The following is a 21,862-nucleotide window of genomic DNA, read 5'->3' as shown; positions in this document are numbered from 1 at the left end:
GTCATGCCCGCACCGTCCGTTCAGCCGCCCTCGCAGCCTGAGGATGCGGTGCTCAACGCCTTCATCGAGCACCTACGGCTCGAGCGCGGGCGCTCCGAGCACACCGTGCGGGCCTACCGCCGCGAGGCCGCGGGACTGCTCACCCACCTGCGCGACCAGGAGCGGATCCCCCTGGCAGAGCTCGACGTCACCGCCCTGCGGACCTGGCTCGGTGCGCGCGCCGAGACCGGTGCAAGTGCCAGCACGCTCGCCCGTTCTGCTGCGGCAGCCCGTACCTTCACCACCTGGCTCGCCGCCACCGGGCGGATCCCGCATGACGTCGGCGGGCGGCTGCGTGCCCCAAAGCGTGGCCGCCACCTGCCCGCCGTCCTCACTGGGGCGCAGGCGAAGCAGCTCCTCGACCAGGCAGGGGAAAGCAGCGCTGGCGAGAACGGAGCCGCGGGCGAGAATGGAGCTGCGGACAGCGACAGACACAGCCAACACCCTGGAGGGGACCACGCCGGGACAACCCGGTCGACCTCGAATAATGGGACCCCGGCGAATAATCGGATCCCGGCGAATAATGGGGCCCCGGCCGTGGCCGCGCTGAACTCTCTGGACCGCCCCGCCGAGGACCCGCTCGCGCAGGCGATCCAGCTGCGCGATGCCGCGGTCCTCGAACTGCTCTACTCCTCCGGCCTGCGCGTCTCCGAGCTGGTGGCACTCAACCTGCCGGGCATCGACGCCACCGCCCGCACCGTGCGCGTGCGCGGCAAGGGCGACAAAGAGCGCATCGTCCCCGTCGGCCGCCTCGCCGTGGAGGCAGTGGAGCGCTGGGTGCGCGAGGGCAGGCCCGTCGTCCTGGAGAATGCATCAGCCGCGACCGCGGGCCCCGCCCTGTTCCTCGGGGTGCGCGGAGGCCGACTCGGCGACCGGGCCGTCCGCACCCTCGTGGACCGGCATGCCGCCGCCGCCGGGATCGAACGCCACATCACCCCCCACACGCTGCGCCACAGCGCCGCCACCCACCTCGTCGAAGGCGGAGCGGACCTGCGCAGCGTCCAGGATTTCCTCGGGCACTCCTCGCTCGCCACCACCCAGATCTACACGCATGTCAGCGCCGAGCGACTGCGCCGCACCGTCGAGCAAGCCCACCCGCGCGCCTGACCCTGCTCCCGCCACGCCCCTCGACGTTCCCGCCGCAGGCCCCGACGCTCCCGCGATAGCGCCTGACCCTGCGCTCACACCAGAGCCCGCGCCAGCCCCGCCGCTCCAGGGCAGCAGCACGCTCGGCCCCCGCATCCCCAGCAGCAGCAAGGGGTCCACATAGTCCGCACCCCGCCGCGCCCCCAGATGCATGCACAGCTGCCCCGGACAGTGCCCCGGCGCCGAGCCCGGCTCCACCGTCCCCAGCACGTCCCCGGCCTGGACCTGCTGACCCCGTCGGACCGTCCCTGCCACCGGCTCATAGGTCGAGATCAGCCCGTCGGCATGCGTCACCGAGACCACCCCGCGCCCCGCCACCATCCCCACGAAGCGCACCACCCCGTCCTCCACCGCGCGCACGGATGCCCCGGCTGCGGGCACGGCCAGGTCGATCCCTCGATGCCCGGGGCTATACCGGCTCTCCGGTGCCTCGAAAACCCGCACCACCTCCGGCCGCGGCACAAGCGGCCAGATCCACCGCGCCGACGATGCCGGTGAGTCCTCCGCCCCGCCCACGCCACCGGCACCGTCCACGTCATCGGCGAGAGCCGCTGACGGCAGCAGACAGATGACGAGCACCAGACCCATGAGGACGGCGCGCAGAAGGGTGCGAGGGCGGGGGAGAGCATGTGGTGCAGTCATGCCGAGAGCCTGCCGGTCCGGCGCCTGGCTCCGCTGCCGTGCTACCCGGATTGTGGATGAGGGGGCATTGTGGAGGAGAGGTCGCCCCGGCACCCGGCCACCGGTCGCCCCGACACCCGCCCACAGGTGACGCATCACGCGCGCATGGGGTGCCCAGCGTCGGATAGACTCGCCGCAGCATCCGGTCCGTCCGGATGACTTCGCGTGCCTACCAGGGCTCGTCGGCCATCGGTCCTGATCCACCACCCGCATCCGGGCGGCGGCGAGGGCGGCCGACCACCCGGGCACCAGGCCCCGCACCATCCGGTGGCGGGGGAAGAACCGAGAAAGCAGGTCCTGCGCGAGGACCGCGGACGCCCACCGGGCGCGTCGCGCGAGCCCAGGATCGGAAGACAAGAGGACACCATCATGGCAGTCGTCACCATGCGCCAGCTCCTGGAGAGCGGCGTCCACTTCGGCCACCAGACCCGTCGCTGGAACCCCAAGGTCCGTCGCTTCATCTTCACCGAGCGCAACGGCATCTACATCGTCGATCTGATGCAGACGCTCGAGTACATCGACAAGGCCTTCGACTTCGTCAAGCAGACCGTGGCCCACGGCGGCACCGTGCTGTTCGTCGGCACCAAGAAGCAGGCCCAGGAGTCCGTCCAGGAGCAGGCCACCCGCGTGGGCATGCCTTACGTGAACCAGCGCTGGCTGGGCGGCATGCTCACCAACCTGCAGACCGTCTCCCAGCGGGTCAACCGCCTCAAGGAGCTCGAGCAGATCGACTTCGACGATGTGGCCTCCTCCGGCCGCACCAAGAAGGAGCTGCTCATGATGCGCCGCGAGAAGGAGAAGCTCGAGAAGACCCTCGGCGGCATCCGCGACATGAGCAAGGCCCCCTCCGCCCTGTGGGTCGTGGACACCAACAAGGAGCACCTCGCCGTCGACGAGGCGCAGAAGCTGAGCATCCCGGTCGTCGCGATCCTGGACACCAACTGCGACCCCGACGAGATCACCTACCCGATCCCCGGCAACGACGACGCCATCCGCTCGGTCACCCTGCTGACCCGCGTGATCGCCGACGCCGTCGCCGCCGGCCTGCAGGAGCGCCACAGCGCCTCCTCCGGTGGCGAGAAGAACGTCTCCGCCGTGGACGCTGAGCCGCTGGCCGAGTGGGAGCAGGAGCTGCTCAAGCAGTCCGAGGTCCAGCAGCAGGACGCCCCCGCTGAGGAGTCCGTCGCCTCGACCGAGGACAAGCCGGCCCAGGACGCCCCCGCCGACCAGGCCCCGGCCGAGGAGAAGTCCGAGCAGGAGAAGCCCGCCGAGGCTCCCACCGCCGAGTGACCCGCGGGCCCGAGGGCGATACCGTCGTCCTCGGGCCCCATCCCGGGGTCCCCGGACCCCTCTCTGGGGCGCCACCGCGCCCCGCCCCCTGAGCAGCACCTCCCACAAGGAAGAGGAACATGGCCAACTACACGGCAGCAGACATCAAGGAGATCCGCGAGTCCACCGGCGCGGGCATGCTCGACGTCAAGAAGGCGCTCGATGAGGCCGGCGGCGACAAGGCCAAGGCCGTCGAGCTCCTGCGCGTCAAGGGCCTTAAGGGCATCGCCAAGCGCGAGGGTCGCTCCGCCTCGGAGGGCCTGATCGCCGTCGACGTGCGCGACGCCGAGGGCGGCCAGACCGGCACCCTGGTCGAGCTCAACTCCGAGACCGACTTCGTGGCCAAGAACAGCAAGTTCGTCGCCCTGGGCGATGAGGCTGTGGCCGCCGCCGTCGAGTCCGGCGCCTCCGAGCCCGCGGACCTCGAAAAGACCCCCTTCGGTGAGGCGCTCACCAATGCCGGTGCCTCCATGGGCGAGAAGATCCTGGTGCGCCGCATCGGCCGTCTGTCCGGCGAGGTCGTCACCGAGTACATGCACCGCACCAACAAGGACCTGCCCCCGCAGGTCGGCGTGCTGGTCGCCACCGACAAGGCCGGCGCCGAGGTGGCCAAGGACATCGCGATGCACATCGCGGCGTTCACCCCCACCTACCTCTCCCGTGACGAGGTCCCCGCCGATGTGGTCGAGAACGAGCGCCGCATCGCTCAGGAGACCGCCGTCAACGAGGGCAAGCCCGAGGCCGCCCTGCCCAAGATCGTCGAGGGCCGCCTGAACGGCTTCTACAAGGAGAACTGCCTGCTGGATCAGGCCTTCGCCAAGGACAACAAGAAGTCTGTGGGCAAGGTCGTGGAGGAGGCCGGCGGCACCGTCACCGGCTTCATCCGCTTCCGCGTCGGCAACTGACCGACCCCCGCAGCACCCCGGCCGCGCGTGAGCGTGGCCACCGGCACGCGGCCCCGCACCATCGGTGCGGGGCCGCTCCGGTATCCTCACCGAGGACCCCGCGCGGAAGGACACCCATGACCCAGACGATCACCTCGCCGATCCCCGTTCTCCCCAAGAAGCAGGACGGACGCCGGGTCCTTTTGAAGCTCTCCGGCGAGGCCTTCGGCGGCGGGGCCGTGGGCGTGGACCCCGATGTCGTCTCCCGCATCGCCGGGGAGATCGCCGAGGGCGTGGCCCAGGGTGTCGAGTGCGCGATCGTGGTGGGCGGCGGAAACTTCTTCCGCGGCGCCGAGCTGTCCCAGCGCGGCATGGACCGCCGCCGTGCCGACTACATGGGCATGCTCGGCACCGTCATGAACTGCCTGGCCCTACAGGACTTTCTCGAGCAGCGCCACGTCTCCACCCGCGTGCAGACCGCCATCGCGATGGGCCAGGTCGCCGAGCCGTACATCCCCCTGCGCGCCGTCCGGCACCTCGAGAAGGGCCGCGTGGTCATCTTCGGCGCCGGTGCCGGCATGCCGTACTTCTCCACCGACACCGTCGCCGTGCAGCGCGCCCTGGAGATCGGCTGCGAAGAGGTGCTCATGGCCAAGAACGGCGTGGACGGCGTCTACGACTCCGACCCCCGCGAGAACCCCGATGCCACAAAGCTCGAGCACGTCACCTATAACGACGCCCTCCAGCAGGGCCTGAAGGTCGTGGACTCCACCGCCTTCAGCCTGTGCATGGACAACGCCCAGCAGATGATGGTGTTCGGCCTGGACACCCCTGGCAACATCACCCGGGCCATGCGCGGGGACCGCATCGGCACCGTCGTCACGGCCTGAGCGCAGCAGTCCTCGCACCGCCCGCCACGGTGGAGGACAATGGACGTAACACCCCGGCAGATGCCCTGCACCGACGATCCACCACCGAGACCCGAGGAGAACCCCGTGAACGACACGTCCAGCATCCTGAAGGACGCCGAAACGAAGATGGCGAAGTCCGTGGAGGTGACCAAGGAGGAGTTCACCACCATCCGCACGGGCCGGGCCAACGCCGCCATGTTCCAGGGCATCACCGTCGAGTACTACGGCGCCCCCACCCCGCTGAACCAGCTGGCCTCCCTACAGTTCCCCGAGGCCCGCACCGTCATCGTCACCCCCTACGACAAGTCCGCGATGTCCGGTGTGGAGACCGCTTTGCGCGAGTCCGACCTGGGAGTGAACCCCACCAACAACGGGGACACCCTGCGCATTGTGCTGCCGGCCCTGACCGAGGAGCGCCGCAAGGACTATGTGAAGCTCGCACGCACCAAGGCCGAGGACGGCCGGGTCGCGGTGCGCGCCTCTCGTGGCACCGCGAAGAAGGCCATCGAGAAGCTCGTCAAGGACAAGGAGATCGGCGAGGACGAGGGCACCCGCGCGGAGAAGGAGCTCGAGTCCATCACCAAGAAGTACAGCGAGCAGGTGGACGAGGCCCTGGCCGCCAAGGAGACCGAGCTCGAGACCCTCTGAACCGCATCGCGCCCCGCGCATGAGCCCCGCTGCATCGTCGACCGCCTCGAGCCCGCTTGAGGCGGTCGATGCCATGCCCACCTCAGATCCTGGGCGTGCACCGCGTCGTCGCGGTCCCGGCCGCAACCTGCCGGCCGCGATCGCTGTGGGTCTGGGTTTGCTGGCCCTGCTGCTGGCCTCCCTGTTCGTGCTCCCGCAGGCATTCCCCGTCGTCGCTGCGATCGCGATGGTCCTGGCCGTGCTGGAGCTGGTGCGCGCACTGTCCTTCGGCGGCCTCGCGGTCCCCGCCGTGCCGCTGCTGGTGGGAGTGGTGGGGATGGTGGTCTCCACCGTGGTCCTCGCCGAACCGGGGCTGCTGTTGTCCACCGCCGTGGCGGTGTGCGTACTGATCCTGTGGCGCATCAGCGAGTCGATGGGCCTGTCCGCCCTGCGTGATGTGGCCGGGGGAGTATTCACCCTGACCTGGATCCCGTTCCTGGGATCCTTCCTGCTGCTGCTCATGCAGCGCGACGACGGGCCGCTGCTGGTGCTGCTGGCGATCCTGGGGCCGATCGGCAACGACGTGGGCGGCTACATCGCCGGTGTCCTGCTGGGCAAGCACCCGATGGCCCCCTCCATCAGCCCCAAGAAATCCTGGGAAGGCTTCGCCGGTTCCCTGCTGCTGGGGATCACGCTGGTCGCTTCCGTGGCGACCCTCGCCCTCGGCATGCCCTGGTGGGCGGGAGTCGCGATCGGCGTGATGCTCGTGCTCGTATCCACCTGCGGTGACCTCGCCGAATCGCTGCTCAAGCGCGACCTCGGCATCAAGGACATGGGGCACCTGCTGCCCGGGCACGGCGGTGTCATGGACCGTGTGGACTCGATCCTGCTGGCCGCCCCCGCCACCTATCTCATGCTGGAGGTTCTGCTGCCATGAGCACCCCCGAGACGCCCCGTCGGCCCGGTGCCGGCGCGAACCCCGATCTCTCCCGCGAGGCCATCCCCGGGCAGAAGGTCGCCCTCGCCCCCGGCCAGCTGCAGCTGCGCCCCACCCGGCGCGGCAAGCCGCCCGCACATCTGGCAGACCTCACCCTCGCCGAGCGGCAGGACGCAGTGACGGAGATGGGGCTGCCCGCCTTCCGCGCGAAGCAGCTGTCCGTGCACTACTTCGAGCATTTCACCACCGATCCGTCGGACCTCACCGATCTCCCCGCCGACCGCCGCGAGGAGCTCGTCGAGCGCTTCTTCCCGCGCCTGCTCACGGAGGTGTCCCGCCAAAGCGCCGACCACGGCGCCACCCAGAAGTTCCTGTGGCGCCTGTTCGACGGCGCTATGGTCGAGTCGGTCCTCATGCGCTACAGCGACCGCACCACGCTGTGCATCTCCTCCGAGGCCGGCTGCGGGATGAACTGCCCGTTCTGCGCCACCGGGCAGATGGGGCTGACCCGCAACCTCTCCGCCGCGGAAATCCTCGAGCAGGTGCGGATCGCGAACCTCCTGCTCTCCCGCGAGGAGCTGCCCGGAGGCCCGGGCCGCGTGAACAACATCGTCTTCATGGGCATGGGGGAGCCGCTGGCGAACTACAAGGCCGTCGCCGCGGTGTGCCGACGCCTGAACGCCCCTGCCCCGGAGGGTTTCGGGATGGGCGCCCGTCACATCACCGTCTCCACGGTGGGCCTCGCACCGGCGGTGCGCAAGCTCACCGCCGAAGGCATCCCGCTGACGCTCGCGGTCTCCCTGCACGCCCCGGATGACGCGCTGCGCGATGAACTGGTGCCCATCAACACCCGCTACGACATCGACGACATCCTCGACGCCGCGCATGAGCATTTCCTGGCCACGGGGCGCCGCGTCAGCATCGAGTACGCGCTGATCCGGGACATCAACGATCAGCAGCATCGCGCCCAGCTGCTGGCCGATCGCCTGATCGCGCAGGGCGGGGCGCACTGGGTGCACGTGAACCCCATCCCGCTGAACCCCGTCAAGGGCTCGAAGTGGACCGCCTCAGACCCTCAGGTGGAGAAGACCTTCGTGGAGACTCTGCGCAGCAATGGGATCTCCACGACCATCCGCGACACCCGCGGCTCGGACATCGACGGGGCCTGCGGCCAGCTGGCCGCCGAGGTGATCGAGACCGACGAGCACCGCGCCGACCGTGAGGCCCGCGTGGCCCGCGTCGAAGCGGTCGCCGCGGCCGAGGAGTGACCGACGATCCGCGTCACAGCGGCGGTGCCTCCGACCCCGTCCCGACCTGCCCCGCTACAGTGACACCGACAGCACCCTGGGAGGACCACTGGTGAGCACATCCTTCGACCGCGTCTCGCGCTTCAGCATCGGCTACGACATGCATGAAGTGGACGAGTTCCTGGCCCGCGCCCGCAGCGCCTACGAGGGCCGCGACGGCAGCTTCAGCGGCGCCGATATCACCGCGGCGAGCTTCGGCACCGAGCGCGGCGGCTACGACATGCGCGTGGTGGATGAGGCACTGGATCGCCTCTCCGACGCCTTCGCGCTGCAGGCCCGCGACGACGCCATCGCCCAGCAGGGCGAGGAGGCCTGGATCGCGCAGCTCACCGAACGGGCTGAGGTCCTCAAGGAGCGCCTCGAACGTCCGGCCGGGGAGCGCTTCGCCCCCGCCGCGCAGGGCGAGCCCGCCTACGACCGGGCGGATGTGGACGCCCTGTGCGACCAGCTCATCGCCTACTTCACCGACGGGCATGCGATGAGCGTGGACGATGTGCGCCGCGCCGCCTTCGGGCGTCGCCGCGGCCCGGACGGGTACCGCGAGGCCGTGGTGGATGTGTACCTCGACCATGTCGCGGACGTGATGGCTTCCGTGCCGTGACCGGCACCCCCGCGCCGATGAACCCTGCCGCCCGCGCGGTCGCCACCACCCCGCACAGCCCGACGCGCCGCCTGGTGCTGCTGGGCTCCACCGGATCCATCGGCACCCAGACCCTCGAGGTCATCGACCGCTTTCCCGAGGTGGCCCGCGTGCACGGCCTCGCCGCCCGTGGCAACCGCCCCGAGCTCGTCGCCCAGCAGGTCCTGCACCACCGACCTGAGCACGTCGTGGTCTCCGCCCCCGACCGCGCCGAGGCCGTCGAGGCTGCCATCGGCACCGCCTGCCGCGCCGCCGGGATCCCCGCCCCGCAGCTTGCTGCCGGACCCGACGCCGTCGAGACCCTCGCCGGGTCCCTCGGCGCCGGGGACGTGGTGCTGAACGCCATCACCGGCTCGATCGGCCTGCTGCCCACCCTGGCGGCGCTCGCTTCCGGGGCGCGCCTGGCGCTCGCGAACAAGGAATCCCTCGTCGTCGGTGGGGAGCTCGTCACCCGCGCCGCCGCCGAGGGTCAGATGCTGCCGGTGGACTCCGAACACACCGCGATCGCGCAGTCCCTCGCCGGGGTGCGGCACGATCAGATCGGCCATCTCGTGGTCACGGCCTCCGGCGGCCCCTTCCGCGGCCGCGGCCGCGAGGAGCTCACGGACGTCACCCCCGACCAGGCCCTCGCCCACCCCACCTGGCAGATGGGCCGCGTGATCACCACGAACTCCGCGACCCTGGTCAACAAGGCACTCGAGGTCATCGAGGCCTGCCACCTGTTCGACCTCCCCGAAGAGCGGGTGCAGGTGGTCGTCCATCCGCAGTCCATCGTCCACTCCATGGCGACCCTGATCGACGGCTCCACGATCGCGCAGGCCAGCCCCCCGGATATGCGTCACGCCATCGGCTGGGCTCTCGCCCACCCCGAGAAGCTGCCCGGCCTCGCGCAGGCGCTCGACTTCTCGTCCGCCCAGTCCTGGACCTTCGAACCGGTGGATGAGGACACCTTCGATGCGATCACCCTCGCTCGCGCCGCCCACCGGGCGGGCGGCGGGGCGATGGCCGTGTACAACGCTGTGAATGAAGAGGCGGTCGAGGCGTTCTTCGCCGGGCGCCTGCCATTCCTCGGCATCACCGCGCTGATCCGCCGGGTGCTCGAGGACCCGGATCGTCCCCGTGTCACCCCGGCCGACGGGGTGCGTGCCCTGTTGGACCTCGAGGGGTGGGCCCGCGCGGCCGCGCGGTCTGCTCTTTCTACTCCGGAGGCCTGAGATGCTGCTGTTCCTCCTGGGGATTCTCATCATCGGCCTGGGCCTGGGGGTCTCCATCGCCCTGCACGAGATCGGCCACTTGGTGCCGGCGAAACTGTTCGGTGTGCGGGTGACCCAGTACATGATCGGTTTCGGCCCCACGTTGTGGTCCCGTCGGCGCGGGGAGACCGAGTACGGCCTCAAGGCCATCCCGCTAGGCGGCTACATCCGCATGATCGGCATGTACCCACCGCACCAGGGCGACCCCGAGGGGACGGTCCGCGAGGATTCCACGGGCCTGCTGCAGCAGGTCACGGAGATGAGCGAGGACGCCAAGAAATACGAGTCCTCGCTGTACGGCCCCGAGGACGCCCACCGCACCTTCGTGGCGCTGTCGGTCCCGAAGAAGCTCGTGGTGATGCTGGGCGGGCCGACGATGAACCTGCTGCTGTCCATCCTGTTCATGGCGATCTTGGTCAGCGGCATCGGCCTGCCGGCCATCACGCCCACCGTGCAGTCCGTCTCCCAGTGCGTCGTGCCCGCTGACGCCCCGCCGGATGCCTCCTGCGAGGGCCGCCCCGAGGCTCCCGCACTCGCCGCGGGGATCCGCCCCGGCGACACCCTGGTGCGGATCGACGGGCATGACATCCGCCGCTGGGAGGACGTCACCACCGCGGTGCGGGCTGCCGAGGACCGCACCGTCCCCGTGGTCGTCGACCGCGACGGGGAGCGGCTCGAGCTCGAGGCGACCATGATCGTCGATGACCGTCCGGTGCTCGATGAGAACGGCCAGGCCGTCCACGACGCGGACGGTAACCTCGTCACCGAGCAGGTGGGATTCCTGGGCGTCGCCGGAACCCCGGACCTCGTGCGGCAGTCCCCGCTCAAGGTGCCGGCGCTCGCCTGGGACGCCTTCACCCGCACCGGCCAGCTCGTCATCACCCTGCCGATGCGCCTCATCGACGTGGGGCAGGCGGCCTTCGGCCCCGAGGAACGCGACCCCAACGGCCCGCTCGGAGTGGTCGGAGTATCGCGCCTGGCCGGAGAGGTCGCCGCGGCCGATGAACCGGGCTTCGACCTGCGCGCCAAGGCCGGCACGATGATCTCGATCCTCGCCTCGCTGAACATGGCGCTGTTCGTGTTCAACCTCATTCCGTTGCTGCCGCTGGACGGCGGGCACGTGCTGGGAGCCCTCATCGAAGGGATCCGACGGATGATCGCCCGCCTGCGCGGCCGCCCCGACCCCGGGCCCGTGGACATGTCGAAAATGCTGCCGCTGACGAACGTTGTCGCCCTGTTCTTCCTCGTGATGACGCTGCTGCTGGTCTACGCCGACATCGTCAAGCCGATCACGCTGTTTCCCTGAGGTGGACGCGCCCACCCGTCGGCCGCTCCCCGGGGACCGGGCCGTGCAGGTGCGGTGGAGGTGTCGCACCTGACGCCACGAGCCCGCAAGTCGCCGCCATAATGGAGGGGTGACTTCCGTGAGCCTCGGCATCCCCACCGTCAAGACCCCGCCGCCGGTCCTCGCCCCCCGGCGGAAGACCCGCAAGGTCAAGCTGGGCGATATCGCCGTGGGCGGCGACGCACCGATCACGGTGCAGTCGATGACCACCACCCCCACGCATGACATCAACGCGACCCTTCAGCAGATCGCGGAGCTCACCGCGGCTGGCTGCGACATCGTGCGCGTGGCCTGCCCCCGGCAAGAGGACGCCGATGCGCTGAAGGCCATCGCCGCGAAGTCCCCGATCCCCGTGATCGCCGACATCCACTTCCAGCCCAAGTACGTGTTCGCCGCGATCGAAGCGGGCTGCGCGGGAGTGCGCGTGAACCCCGGCAATATCCGTCGCTTCGATGACCAGGTGAAGGACATCGCGAAGGCCGCGAAGGACCACGGCACCGCGCTGCGCATCGGCGTGAACGCCGGGTCGATCGACCAGCGCATGATGACCGGCGACCGCGTCACCCCGGAGGCGCTCGTCGCCTCCGCGAAGTGGGAAGCCTCCCTGTTCGAAGAGCACGACTTCCACGACTTCGGCATCTCCGTGAAGCACAACGACCCGATCATCATGGTCGAGGCCTACCGGCAGCTCGCCGCCGAAGGGGACTGGCCGCTGCACCTGGGCGTCACCGAGGCCGGCCCCGCCTTCCAGGGCACCATCAAGTCCTCCGTGGCCTTCGGGATCCTGCTCGGCGAGGGCATCGGCGACACGATCCGTGTGTCCCTCTCCGCCCCGCCGGTGGAGGAGGTCAAGGTCGGCAACCAGATCCTGCAGTCACTGAACCTCAAGCCCCGCAAGCTCGACATCGTCTCCTGCCCCTCCTGCGGCCGCGCCCAGGTGGACGTGTTCACCCTCGCCGAGGAGGTCACCGAGGGTCTCAAGCACCTTGAGGTGCCGCTGCGAGTCGCGGTGATGGGCTGCGTCGTCAACGGCCCGGGCGAGGCCCGCGAGGCGGATCTCGGGGTCGCCTCCGGCAACGGCAAGGGGCAGATCTTCATCAAGGGCGAGGTCATCAAGACCGTGCCGGAGTCCGAGATCGTCGAGACTCTGCTCGCAGAGGCGAACCGCCTGGCCGCCGAGATGGGTGAGGACGCCGAATCCGGCGCGCCCTCGGTCTCTGTGAGCTGAGCACGTCGTGTTCCGCCGCGCCGGGAGGGTCCGTGCGATCCGCCCCGCCGGTGCGGACGCTGCGCTGCAGCTCGCGCTGCGCGATCCCCTGATCAATGCCCTCGCCGGGGCGCGCCTGCAGGAGGTCGCGCACACCACGGCGCTCGGCCAGGAGTTCGTCGCGAGCGGCGAAGAGAGCGCTCCGCAGGGCCTGCTGTGGAACGGGGTGAACACCTCCCCGCTGTCCGCGAACCAGCAGGCGCTCACCGAGTTCGGCCGATACCTGGCTGGGCGCACCCGACGCTGCAGCTCCATGGTGGGGGAGCGCCGCGCCATCGAGGCACTGTGGGAGCGCGTGGCGCAGTGGTGGGGGCCGAATGTCCGGGAGTACCGGTGGAGCCAGCCCCTGCTGGCCGCCATGCCCGATGCGGAGCTGCCCGTCCTGCCGCCCGCAGGGCTGCGCGCCGCCCGCGATGCGGAGGCGGAGCTCGTGTTCCCCGCGGCCGTGGCGATGTTCCGCGAAGAGGTGGGCGTGGATCCGCTGCGCGGCGACGGCGGGCGCGGCTACCGTCGGCGCGTCGGCGAGCTCATCCGCCAGCGGCGCACCTACGTCGTCATCGAGGACGGGCAGGTGCTGTTCAAGGCCGACGTCGGTGCTCTGTTCGGCCCGGTCGCCCAGATCCACGGCGTGTGGACCCGGCCCGAGGCGCGCGGCCGCGGCATCGGCCGCAGTGCCATGGCTGAGCTGACCCGCGCCGTGCGCCGCGACCACGCCGCGCAGGTGTCGCTGTACGTCAACGACTTCAACGAGCCCGCCCGCCGCGCTTACGCTGCCGCCGGGTACCGGCAGGTGAGCGAGCTGGCGACGATCCTGTTCTGAGCGGCTTGAGGAGGATGGACGTGACGGGTGCTTGGCACGGCGGCCGGTTGACGACCGACCACGAGCGCGTCGTACGGCGTCACCTGGACGCGCCGCGACTGGTGGCGGACATGTCCTGGGGCCTGGTGGACACCGTCGTGCTGCATGTGCGGGACGGGAACCGTCAGTTCGTGGTGAAAGCCGCGGGGCCCAAGAACCACCACATCGGTCGGGAGATCACCGCGCATGAGCATTGGACGGGCCCGCTCGTGTCCGCCGGGCTCATCGGACGTATGGTCGCGGCGGATCGCCGGGCGAACCTCCTCATCACCACGTACCTGCCTGGGGAGTTGGTGGAAGGGACCGCCGTCGAGCATGATCCGGAGACCTACCGTCAGGCCGGCGAAGCGCTGCGGCTCCTCCACCGGCAGCATCGAACGCCGGACGTGGACTACGAGGCTCAGCAGCAGGAGCGCAGCCTGCGCTGGCTGAACGGCGAGCATCGGATCGCCCCGAGCATCGAGGCCCGGGTGCGGGAGATCCTCGCGTCCTGGCAGCCGTCCCCGCGCGATGTCGTGCCGTGCCACGGAGATTTCCAGCCGCGTAACTGGCTCATGGACGAGGAGCGCCTTCGCGTCATCGACATGGGACGCTTCGCGCTTCGGCCTGCGGAGACGGACCTTGCACGGCTCACCGTGCGACAGTGGCGAGAGCGTCCGACGCTCGCCACTGCGTTCCTCGCCGGATACGGGGATGATCCGCGTCAGGGAACCCAGTGGTCGATCGATCTGCTGCGCGAGGCGGTGGGCACCGCGGTGTGGGCGCACCAGGTGGGGGACGAGCGGTTCGAGGCCGAGGGGCATCGCCTGCTCGCCGAGACGCTGATGCGACCGGATCTGGACGCGCGGTGATCCGATGGCGGCCGACACGGGCTGAGCGTCCGCGTATGTCCCAGAACTTTGAGGGCTCCGCCGCTGCGCTCCCGCCGCCTCCGGTGCTCCTGTCCGGCCTGCTCGCCGTCTGTAGGTTGCGACCACTCTGTGCGCTATCGACGCTGTGTAGGCTCGATGCATGTCCGTGATGCGCACGCTGCAGGAGGTGCTCGCTGACCGGGAGAACGGCCGGCTTGCAGCGCTTTGCGCCCAGCGCGACATTGATCTGCTGGTGCTCTTCGGCAGCGCCCGACGGGACCCGCACCGCGCCGGAGACGTGGATGTCGCCTATTCCTTCACTCATGGACGTCATCACCCCCACCTGGAGGTGGTCAACGCCTTCGGGGAGCGCTACGGAGACCATGTGGACGTCATGAGTCTTGAGGGCGCGAACCCGGTGGCGCGCTACGCGGCGCTCGGCGGAGGGGAGATCCTGGTGGAGAGCACGCCGCAGAAGTTCGTTCTGTCGCAGATCGCAGCATGGGGCGAGTTCATCGACACGCAGAAGTTCCGCGACGCCGAGCTCGAGAGGCTTGCTCGATGACTCCTCGGGACTTCTCCAGCGCTGTGGTCACCCGACGGCTCAGCCTGATGCATGAGCTCCTCGAAGACCTCGAGGCGCTCGGCCCGGTGTCGCGAGAGCGCCTTGAGACGGACCGCCTCGCGCTCCGCGCGCTCGAGCGGATCATGACGCAGCTGGTGGATTGCGCGACGGATATCAACCAGCACATCGCGAGCAGCCACCGGGATGAGATCCCCGGTGACTATCGCGCGTCGTGTGACCTCGCTGCACGGACGGGCGCGATCTCCGAAGACCTCGCAGGATCGCTCAAGCCCAGCGTGGGATTGCGCAACGTGCTGACGCACGAATACATGGCCGTGGACCTCGACGCTCTCGTCTCCGCGGTCCCCCCGGCAGCGGACCAGTACGGGGCGTATGTGCGTTCGGTGGCACGGTGGGTCTCTGACCGCTGAGGAGCGGCGCCACGCTCAGTCCGGCCGATGCGCCGTGAGCACGAACTGCAGCGGGAGGCGCTCGGGGCGGTCCCGTAGCCGGTACCCGGGACCGTGCGGCTCCATGAGCTCGGGCCAGGGCATCCACGCGGCGGTCTCGGTCTCCTCGAAGGAGTCGAGCACCAGGCCTGCGTCGAGCACCGCGGTGATGATCTCCCCGATGGAGTGGTTCCACTCATGGCTCACCGTGTGGGTGATCTCCGGGGCGTCCTCGGCGGTCTCGATGTAGGTGGCGTCATCGTCCCAGGTCTGGGGCTGCTCTTGCTGGAAGTACGGCTGCTCGATACGGAACCCGGTGGACACGTCCTCGCCGATGGTCATGAACATCGGGTGGTCATCGCGGATCAGGAACCGCCCGCCGGGCCGCAGCAGGCTCGCCACCACCCGCGCCCACTCGGCGACGTCCGGCAGCCAGCACAGCACCCCGAGCGAGGTGTAGACGAGATCGAAATCCCCGGTGACCGCCTCCCGCGCCGCGTACACGTCGGAGACGACGTATTCGATGTCCGCCCCGGCTTGCTCGGCGATGCGCCGGGCTCGCGTGATCGCCTCGGGGGAGAGGTCCAGGCCGACGGTACGGGCCGACCCCAGCCGCTGCAGGCTCACGGTGTCCGTACCCAGATGGCACTGGAGATGGATGACGTCCTTTCCGGCCAGATCGCCCAGGCGCTCGCGGTCCTGCAGCACCTCCGTGGTGATGTGCGTGGGGTCCTCGATCAGTCGGGCGATGCCATAGCCGGAGGCTTCATGCACTGCGGCGCGGTCGTTCCAGTTGGCGCGATTGTCCGCGATGAGCGCGGCGCGGTCGCGCGGGGACGGTGCGTCAGGATGTGGAGCGGGGGCGTCGGGAGCGGTCATGCCCTCATCATCATCCCGCCGAGGGAGTCATTTCGAGCCATTTTCTGGCTCAGAATGACTCCCTCGCGGGGTGGCGAAGGTGGCGGGGTGACGGGGTGGTGCGGGGTGGCGGGCTGGTTCGGGGTGGTGGGGCGTGGGCGGTGCCGTGCGGGGCCGGGTGTCAGGGGTGGGCCTGTGCCAACTCATCGAGGGTGATGAGCACGTTCGCGGCGGTCCAGGCGAGCGGCGCGACCTCCGCGGGGCGGCCGTCGAACAGCACCTTCTCCGGCAGGGAGCCGTGCTCCGTGCGATGCGCGGCGAGCCAGTCCAAGATCTCGCCCGCCGAATCCGGATCCCCGGCACGGGCGAGCGCGAGCCCCAGCAGTGAGGTCGACGGAGTCCAGCTGACCCCATCCTGGCGCCACCGGGCGCCGGGCGCGATCCCGCCCGCGGGCCGCGCCAGCGTCTCCCGCAGCGCCCGCAGCTGCTCGATGCTCGCCACATCGTGCACGCCGGTGGCGTCGAGGAATGCGAGGGCGGAATCGGCCCCGCCGCCGTGCCGATGCCGCGGGAACCCCGCGGCCCCGAAGCTGCGCAGCAGCAGCGCGGTGAACGCCTCGGCCGCCTCCATATCCCGGGCCTCCCCGGTGAGCTCCGCCCCGGCACGCAGCCCCGTGAGCGTGCAGGTCATGATCCCGAGGGTCCGCCGCTGCTCTGGCAGCTCCCAGTAGTCGGGGGAGACGGGCGGGAACCCCGTGCCGCCGGCCGTCGCCTGCTGCAGCGCCGCGAGGGACCGTGAGGTGAGAGCGCCCAGGCGCTGCGCCACGTCCGCGCGGTCAGAACGTGCGCTGGCAGCGATGACCTCGGTAGCAGCCCACAGCAGCAGGCCCGTGCCATCGAACTGCCGGGGCCGATCATCGGGCGCTCGCCCGTGCACCGGGTCAAGCCGCGCCGGGAACCACCCGTCGGCCTCCTGCCAGGTCTGCACGTGCGTGAGCCACGCCCTCGCCTGCTCCACAAGGCCCACGCGGGCGAGCGCCACCGCGCAGAACGCCGTATCCCGCGGCCACACGTAGCGCCAGGACTCGCTCCACCCCGCGACCGGGGCGGGAAGACCATCGCTCAGCACCCACAGATCCGCGAGCGCCGATCGTCCGAGCTCCGCCCGCTCAGCCCCGAGCGCCCGCTCCACTCGAGCCAGCCACGGCGCTGCGGCGTCGGTGAACTGCGCTGCCCGCTCCCGCACCGGAGAGTCCTGCGGCAGATCCGCCGCGCAGCGCGTTCCCGCGGCGAGGTCGAGCGGAACCCCGCGCCCGCCCACGAGCACCCGCTGGCCGTCCCTGGCGTAGGCGACGGTGCTGGACCACAGGGGGATCACCCGCTCCCCGCTCTCGGCATGCCTCCGACTCACCACAAAACCCCCAGCGCCGACGGTGCCGAGGGCCGCGAGCGCTCCGGCGCCCCGCAGCAGCTGGCGGCGAGTGGCGGGACGGGGCATCTGCCCAGCGTACCGAGGCGGATCCGGAATGAGATCCACCCCTCACCCCATAATGCAAATGATTCCCAGTGCGGTGATAGGGTTCTCAGGGATCACCCAGAGTGCGGCCGACGGGGGAGCCCCTCCATCGGGCGCCGAACCATGCTGAGGAGGCAACAGATGACGGCACAGCTGGCACGCGCATGGCGCGTGCTGCCGGTGCTCGCGCTGACGTGGACGGTGGCGATCATGAGCGCCCTGGCCGTCCCCGCCCTGGCCGAGCAGCCGAAGGACCCCACCCCCCAGGACCCGCTGATCCTGGAGAATGGACATGTGGACGCGTTCAACGTGGGCGTGCTGGATGACGGCACGCTCGCTCTGGACCTCAAGGAGGACGTGACCGGGTCCCATGTCCACCAGGACCCCGCGAACGTTCACCTGCATGTCAGCGATAAGGCACTGATGGACGTCCCGGCCGGCATGCCCGGTGAGGGCAGCGGCCGTTACGTGCTGCCGCAGACCCAGAACCACGAGATTCTCTGGCCCGGCTGGGACACCCTGGAGACGCAGGGCAAGGGTTTCGAGGACCAGATCGACCTCGTCTTCGATGCGGTCGAGGGCCCCGGTGCGGTGCACCTGTTCGGCACCTCCGGCTTCGGTGAGGCCCAGCCGCTGCTCAAGGGCGGCGCGACCGAGCTGACCTCCGGTGCGGTGCGCGAGCAGACCTTCCCCGCGCACACCCACGCCAACTGGGTGTTCGAGAAGCCCGGTGTGTACACGATGACGGTGAAGGCCGTCGGCACCAAGGACGGTAAGGCCGTCGAGTCGAAGCCGGCGACGTACACCTGGACCGTGGGCGATGCGAACCGCGACTGGCGCCCCGAGGCGCCGGAGGACCCGGCGCCGACGGAGCCCGAGGACGAGAAGCAGAAGCCGTCTGAGCCGGGCCCCACGAAGCCCGAGGACGAGAAGCAGAAGCCGTCTGAGCCGGGCCCCACGAAGCCCGCTCCCGAGAAGCAGAAGCCGTCTAAGCGGGCCCCCACGAAGCCCGAGCAGCAGGAGCGGCTGATCCTCGAGCAGGGGCACGTGGATGCCTTCAACGTCACCGCGAAGTCCGGGCAGCTCGCCGTGGACCTCAAGGAGGACGTGACGGGCTCGCATGTGCGCCATGACCCCGCGACGGTCGAGCTGCACGTTAACGACCGTGCGATCTCGGACATCCCCGCTGGCTGGCCCGGTGAGGGCAGCGGCCGCTACGTGCTGCCGCAGACCCAGAACCACGAGATTCTCTGGCCCGGCTGGGACACCCTGGGCACGCAGGGCGGTGGCGTCGATGAGCACATCGACATCGTCTTCGAGGACGTGAAGGGCCCCGGTGCGGTGCACCTGTTCGGCACCTCCGGCCTGGGCCAGTCCGAGCCGCTGCTCAAGGGCGGCGCGACCGAGCTGACCGCCGGTGCGGTGCGTGAGCAGACCTTCCCCGCGCACACCCACGCCAACTGGGTGTTCGAGAAGCCCGGTGTGTACACGATGACCGTGAAGGCCGTCGGCACCAAGGGCGGCGCGAAGGTCGAGTCCAAGCCCGTGACGTACACCTGGACCGTCGGCGACTCCTTCCGCGGCAAGGCCGCTGAGGGCACCCAGGGCTCCGAGGGCGGTGGATCGGGCAACACCCCGGCCACCGGCGACTCCGGCGGCTCCGGCGACTCGAAGGGTGAGGGTGGCGAGGCCACCGGCGGCGGCACCGGCAACGGCGGTTCCACCGGCGGTGGCTTCCCCGGCGGCGGCACGGGCGGCACGACCCCCGTGTGCAACCCCACCGAGGTGACCCGACCGGCCACCGATGACGAGGTCAAGGCCGCCAAGAGCGGTGCGAAGAAGAAGTCCTCGGCCTCGCAGCAGAAGGTCAGCGGCTCCTTCACGGTGCCCGCGAACAGCCACGTCCACCCCAACTGGGTGTTCACCGCCCCGGGGGCGTACACGGTGCGGATCCGCCAGACCGCCACGCTCAAGAGCGGCGAGAAGGTCTCCGGCGAGACCCAGGTGCGCTTCAACGTGGGCAGCTCCGACGGTGTCACCGACGGTCACTTCGACCTGGGCACCCAGATCGCCGACGGCAAGCTCCAGCCGTCCCTGAAGGATGACCGGAACGCCCCGCCGAAGTGGGTGGATCCCTCCTCGGTGACCTTCGCTCTGGGCGATGCCGCGAAGTCCTCCGCCCCGGAGGGCATCGAGTTCCTCACCGAGCCCGGCAAGGACGTGTGGATGGTTCCCTCCGCCCAGGTGCCCGGTGTGCCGTGGGTCGGCGCGAACACCATGCACCCTTCCGTGATCGAGCAGACTGAGGGCACGGTGACGTGGAGCCTCGTGGGTGTGGACGGCCCGGGCAGCGTGGCCGTGTTCACCTCCGGCAACTTCGGCCAGGTGGTGGGGGAGAAGTGGTTCTCCTCCACGTCCTCCGCCCCCGCGGCTAAGGAGCCGAAGAAGGCCGATGGTTCCGGCATCGATGAGTCGCTGACCGAGGAGAAGGCGGCCGTCGGCCAGGTGTTCCTCGTCGACGGCAAGCCGATGGTCAAGGAGGTCGTGGGACGCACCCCCTCGGGTGAGGAGTGTGCTCTGCCCGACGGCTCCGGCAAGCTCGCCCGCACCGGTGCGACCGTCGCGCCGCTGGCCGGTGGGGCCGTGGCTCTGCTGGCCCTGGGCGGGGCGGGCATCGCCCTGGCCCGGCGGCGCCGCGCAGCACAGTCCGAGGTCGTCGGCGAGTGACCTCCACCCCGCACAGCACCACTAGCCCGCGACGACGGATCCTCACCGTCGCCGTGTGGCTGGTGGTGCTGTGCCTCGTGGTGCTTGTGCCCGGCCGCAGCACCACCGCGAGCGAGGACGGCAAGAACGCCGTGCGCGTCGTCGCCACCACCGGGATCCTCGCTGATCTGGCCCGCAACGTCGCCGGGGACCGGGCCGAGGTGATCTCCCTAGTTCCCGAAGGCGGCGACCCGCACACCTATGAGCCGAGCCTGCGGGACGCCCGCGACATCGTCCACGCCGACCTCGCCCTGTCCAACTACCTGATGCTCGAAGAGCAGTCGCTCATCCGCACCCTGGACGCGAACCTCCCGGCAGACGCCGTGCACGTGGCGCTCGCCGAAGAAGCCTCCGGCTACGGCGCTGAAATCATCCCGCTGGTCGAGCACCAGTCCCTGGACACCGTGTGGCTGGGACTGCGCGTGCACGGCGCCGACGCGATCCCCGAGGCCGGCCGCAGCGCCCAGGTCGAGATGACCATGACCGGTGTGGACGGCCCCGGTGATGTCTTCGCCTATGTCACCGGTACCTTCGGCACCCCGCAGCCGGTGTTCTCCTCCGGGGACGGCTTCGACGCCGGCAACGGCTACGCCGAGGACACCATCGGCCTACCGCTCGACGCCCACACCCACCTCAGCTGGGCCTTCACCAAGCCCGGCGTGTACCGGATGAAGCTCGCCACCCGCTACCTGCCCTCCGATGGCGGGCGCGCCCGGACGCTGGCCACGCAGACCGTGACCGTGGCCGTCGGCGTGGACCCCTCGAGCGCGCTCGGCGGCAGCACCGACCCGATGGTGCTCGAGAGCGGGCACGTGGACCTCACCGCCGATCTGGGCGGAGGGCTCGACGGCTCCACGATCGCCCTGGCCACCGACGGTTCACCCGCCGACGACACGGACCAGACCGGGGCCGACGCCGCCGCGCCGGACCCGCGGCAGATGCAGCTGCTGGACCCGCAGGAGGCCGTGATCTCCGTGCCGCCCAAGGCGCTGCTGCCCACCCCGGGGGATCCCGCCTTCCGCTTCCTGGGCCGCCCCGGAACCGACATCTACCAGCTGCCGCAGGCCGTGCTGGGCAAGCATGTCCACGGCGAGATCGACCCGCACCTGTGGCAGGACGTCAGCAATGCGCAGGCCTATGTGGAGGTGATCCGCGATCAGCTCATCAGCATCGACCCCGCGGGCGCCGGGATCTACCGTCGGAACGCCTCGGCCTACCTCGAGCAGCTCGAGGAGGTGGATGAGTACGTGCGCGAGCGCATCGACTCGATCCCCGAATCCCACCGCGAGCTCGTCACCACACACGATGCCTACGGGTATCTCGCCCACGCCTACGGGCTGAAGATCGCCGGATTCGTCGCCCCGAACCCGGCGGGGGAGCCGTCCCTCGCGGATCGGCGGCGCCTGTCCGCCACGCTTGACGGGCTGAAGGTTCCGGCCGTGTTCCTCGAACCCAATGCCCAGCGCGCCTCGACGGTGCTGACGGATGCGGCCCGTCAACACGGCATCGAGGTGTGCCCGATCCTCGGCGATGCCTTCACCCCGGAGATCACCACCTACATCGAGATGATGCGCGCCAACGCGGATTCTCTGGCCACCTGCCTGAACCCCTGAGCGGCGTGTGACCCTCTCG

The 21,862-nt window shown here is 70.2% G+C and carries 19 protein-coding genes and 1 pseudogene; 17 read left to right on the top strand and 3 right to left on the bottom strand.

Translation table 11 applies throughout. The annotated features are described in order from the left end of the window. Nucleotides 1-3 precede the first annotated feature (3 nt). The gene (locus CJ197_RS10120; RefSeq protein WP_102236626.1) at nucleotides 4-1,146 is read left to right on the top strand and encodes a tyrosine recombinase XerC; all 1,143 of its coding nucleotides are present in this window, start codon (nucleotides 4-6) and stop codon (nucleotides 1,144-1,146) included. A 210-nt stretch (nucleotides 1,147-1,356) separates the two neighbouring features. On the opposite strand, the pseudogene CJ197_RS10115 reads toward CJ197_RS10120, so the two are convergent. Further along, nucleotides 1,357-1,773 (bottom strand): annotated as a pseudogene (locus tag CJ197_RS10115) (murein hydrolase activator EnvC); the annotation flags it as partial. 462 nt (nucleotides 1,774-2,235) lie between these two features. On the opposite strand from CJ197_RS10115, the gene rpsB reads away from it, so the two are divergent. From rpsB to CJ197_RS10045, 14 genes are all read left to right on the top strand, one after another. Beyond that, nucleotides 2,236-3,156, top strand: a complete 921-nt coding sequence (gene rpsB / locus CJ197_RS10110; RefSeq protein WP_102236625.1) for a 30S ribosomal protein S2 — start codon at nucleotides 2,236-2,238, stop codon at nucleotides 3,154-3,156. A 119-nt stretch (nucleotides 3,157-3,275) separates the two neighbouring features. Continuing rightward, entirely contained in the window at nucleotides 3,276-4,100 is an 825-nt protein-coding gene (tsf, locus tag CJ197_RS10105) for a translation elongation factor Ts (RefSeq protein ID WP_102236624.1), read from the top strand. A 116-nt stretch (nucleotides 4,101-4,216) separates the two neighbouring features. Next, entirely contained in the window at nucleotides 4,217-4,969 is a 753-nt protein-coding gene (pyrH, locus tag CJ197_RS10100; protein ID WP_102236623.1) for a UMP kinase, read from the top strand. Between the two features lie 147 nt (nucleotides 4,970-5,116). Further along, nucleotides 5,117-5,638, top strand: coding sequence for a ribosome recycling factor (gene frr / locus CJ197_RS10095; RefSeq protein WP_233190848.1), 522 nt, complete (start codon nucleotides 5,117-5,119; stop codon nucleotides 5,636-5,638). A gap of 73 nt (nucleotides 5,639-5,711) precedes the next feature. Next, nucleotides 5,712-6,554 carry a phosphatidate cytidylyltransferase gene (locus CJ197_RS10090; protein WP_233190834.1) on the top strand — a complete coding sequence of 281 codons (843 nt, stop codon included), beginning with the start codon at nucleotides 5,712-5,714 and terminating at the stop codon, nucleotides 6,552-6,554. Next, nucleotides 6,551-7,822 carry a 23S rRNA (adenine(2503)-C(2))-methyltransferase RlmN gene (gene rlmN, locus CJ197_RS10085; protein WP_102236620.1) on the top strand — a complete coding sequence of 424 codons (1,272 nt, stop codon included), beginning with the start codon at nucleotides 6,551-6,553 and terminating at the stop codon, nucleotides 7,820-7,822. The genes CJ197_RS10090 and rlmN overlap by 4 nt, the downstream gene beginning before the upstream one ends. A gap of 91 nt (nucleotides 7,823-7,913) precedes the next feature. Beyond that, nucleotides 7,914-8,462, top strand: a complete 549-nt coding sequence (locus tag CJ197_RS10080) for a DivIVA domain-containing protein (protein WP_102236619.1) — start codon at nucleotides 7,914-7,916, stop codon at nucleotides 8,460-8,462. A gap of 17 nt (nucleotides 8,463-8,479) precedes the next feature. Next, nucleotides 8,480-9,715, top strand: coding sequence for a 1-deoxy-D-xylulose-5-phosphate reductoisomerase (dxr, locus tag CJ197_RS10075; RefSeq protein ID WP_102236694.1), 1,236 nt, complete (start codon nucleotides 8,480-8,482; stop codon nucleotides 9,713-9,715). Nucleotide 9,716: 1 nt separating this feature from the next. After that, a complete protein-coding gene (locus tag CJ197_RS10070; protein ID WP_102236618.1) occupies nucleotides 9,717-11,060 on the top strand; it encodes an RIP metalloprotease in 1,344 nt (447 codons plus the stop codon). A gap of 109 nt (nucleotides 11,061-11,169) precedes the next feature. After that, the gene (ispG, locus tag CJ197_RS10065; protein WP_102236617.1) at nucleotides 11,170-12,327 is read left to right on the top strand and encodes a flavodoxin-dependent (E)-4-hydroxy-3-methylbut-2-enyl-diphosphate synthase; all 1,158 of its coding nucleotides are present in this window, start codon (nucleotides 11,170-11,172) and stop codon (nucleotides 12,325-12,327) included. A 7-nt stretch (nucleotides 12,328-12,334) separates the two neighbouring features. Then, on the top strand, nucleotides 12,335-13,186 hold the full coding sequence (locus CJ197_RS10060) for a DUF4081 domain-containing GNAT family N-acetyltransferase (protein WP_102236616.1): 852 nt from the start codon (nucleotides 12,335-12,337) through the stop codon (nucleotides 13,184-13,186). Nucleotides 13,187-13,206: 20 nt separating this feature from the next. Continuing rightward, nucleotides 13,207-14,076, top strand: a complete 870-nt coding sequence (locus CJ197_RS10055) for an aminoglycoside phosphotransferase family protein (protein WP_233190831.1) — start codon at nucleotides 13,207-13,209, stop codon at nucleotides 14,074-14,076. A gap of 160 nt (nucleotides 14,077-14,236) precedes the next feature. Then, entirely contained in the window at nucleotides 14,237-14,641 is a 405-nt protein-coding gene (locus CJ197_RS10050; RefSeq protein ID WP_102236615.1) for a nucleotidyltransferase family protein, read from the top strand. After that, nucleotides 14,638-15,072, top strand: a complete 435-nt coding sequence (locus CJ197_RS10045; RefSeq protein WP_158239437.1) for a DUF86 domain-containing protein — start codon at nucleotides 14,638-14,640, stop codon at nucleotides 15,070-15,072. Before CJ197_RS10050 ends, CJ197_RS10045 begins: the two co-directional genes overlap by 4 nt. A gap of 15 nt (nucleotides 15,073-15,087) precedes the next feature. On the opposite strand, the gene CJ197_RS10040 is transcribed toward CJ197_RS10045, so the two are convergent. After that, nucleotides 15,088-15,969, bottom strand: a complete 882-nt coding sequence (locus CJ197_RS10040) for a bifunctional 2-polyprenyl-6-hydroxyphenol methylase/3-demethylubiquinol 3-O-methyltransferase UbiG (protein WP_102236613.1) — start codon at nucleotides 15,967-15,969, stop codon at nucleotides 15,088-15,090. A 160-nt stretch (nucleotides 15,970-16,129) separates the two neighbouring features. Next, a complete protein-coding gene (locus tag CJ197_RS10035; RefSeq protein WP_102236692.1) occupies nucleotides 16,130-17,446 on the bottom strand; it encodes a hypothetical protein in 1,317 nt (438 codons plus the stop codon). Between the two features lie 159 nt (nucleotides 17,447-17,605). On the opposite strand from CJ197_RS10035, the gene CJ197_RS10030 reads away from it, so the two are divergent. After that, nucleotides 17,606-20,191 carry a choice-of-anchor M domain-containing protein gene (locus CJ197_RS10030; protein ID WP_158239436.1) on the top strand — a complete coding sequence of 862 codons (2,586 nt, stop codon included), beginning with the start codon at nucleotides 17,606-17,608 and terminating at the stop codon, nucleotides 20,189-20,191. Continuing rightward, nucleotides 20,188-21,843: an anchored repeat ABC transporter, substrate-binding protein gene (locus CJ197_RS10025; protein ID WP_199173908.1), complete on the top strand. Its 1,656-nt coding sequence runs from the start codon at nucleotides 20,188-20,190 to the stop codon at nucleotides 21,841-21,843. The genes CJ197_RS10030 and CJ197_RS10025 overlap by 4 nt, the downstream gene beginning before the upstream one ends. Nucleotides 21,844-21,862 lie beyond the last annotated feature (19 nt).

The sequence above is a fragment of the Brachybacterium sp. UMB0905 genome, from assembly GCF_002871795.1.
Classification (GTDB): Bacteria; Actinomycetota; Actinomycetes; order Actinomycetales; family Dermabacteraceae; genus Brachybacterium.
This window is presented reverse-complemented; position numbering and strand designations above follow the sequence as displayed.

What these genes read in the sequence shown, in the direction of transcription:
- CJ197_RS10090 (WP_233190834.1), top strand. Translation starts at nt 5,712, where the DNA reads ATGCCCACCTCAGATCCTGGGCGTGCACCGCGTCGTCGCGGTCCCGGC.
- CJ197_RS10070 (WP_102236618.1), top strand. Translation starts at nt 9,717, where the DNA reads ATGCTGCTGTTCCTCCTGGGGATTCTCATCATCGGCCTGGGCCTGGGG.
- CJ197_RS10040 (WP_102236613.1), bottom strand. Translation starts at nt 15,969, where the DNA reads ATGACCGCTCCCGACGCCCCCGCTCCACATCCTGACGCACCGTCCCCG.
- rpsB (WP_102236625.1), top strand. Translation starts at nt 2,236, where the DNA reads ATGGCAGTCGTCACCATGCGCCAGCTCCTGGAGAGCGGCGTCCACTTC.
- frr (WP_233190848.1), top strand. Translation starts at nt 5,117, where the DNA reads ATGGCGAAGTCCGTGGAGGTGACCAAGGAGGAGTTCACCACCATCCGC.
- CJ197_RS10120 (WP_102236626.1), top strand. Translation starts at nt 4, where the DNA reads ATGCCCGCACCGTCCGTTCAGCCGCCCTCGCAGCCTGAGGATGCGGTG.
- pyrH (WP_102236623.1), top strand. Translation starts at nt 4,217, where the DNA reads ATGACCCAGACGATCACCTCGCCGATCCCCGTTCTCCCCAAGAAGCAG.
- tsf (WP_102236624.1), top strand. Translation starts at nt 3,276, where the DNA reads ATGGCCAACTACACGGCAGCAGACATCAAGGAGATCCGCGAGTCCACC.
- CJ197_RS10045 (WP_158239437.1), top strand. Translation starts at nt 14,638, where the DNA reads ATGACTCCTCGGGACTTCTCCAGCGCTGTGGTCACCCGACGGCTCAGC.
- dxr (WP_102236694.1), top strand. Translation starts at nt 8,480, where the DNA reads ATGAACCCTGCCGCCCGCGCGGTCGCCACCACCCCGCACAGCCCGACG.
- CJ197_RS10035 (WP_102236692.1), bottom strand. Translation starts at nt 17,446, where the DNA reads ATGCCCCGTCCCGCCACTCGCCGCCAGCTGCTGCGGGGCGCCGGAGCG.
- rlmN (WP_102236620.1), top strand. Translation starts at nt 6,551, where the DNA reads ATGAGCACCCCCGAGACGCCCCGTCGGCCCGGTGCCGGCGCGAACCCC.
- CJ197_RS10050 (WP_102236615.1), top strand. Translation starts at nt 14,237, where the DNA reads ATGTCCGTGATGCGCACGCTGCAGGAGGTGCTCGCTGACCGGGAGAAC.
- CJ197_RS10030 (WP_158239436.1), top strand. Translation starts at nt 17,606, where the DNA reads ATGACGGCACAGCTGGCACGCGCATGGCGCGTGCTGCCGGTGCTCGCG.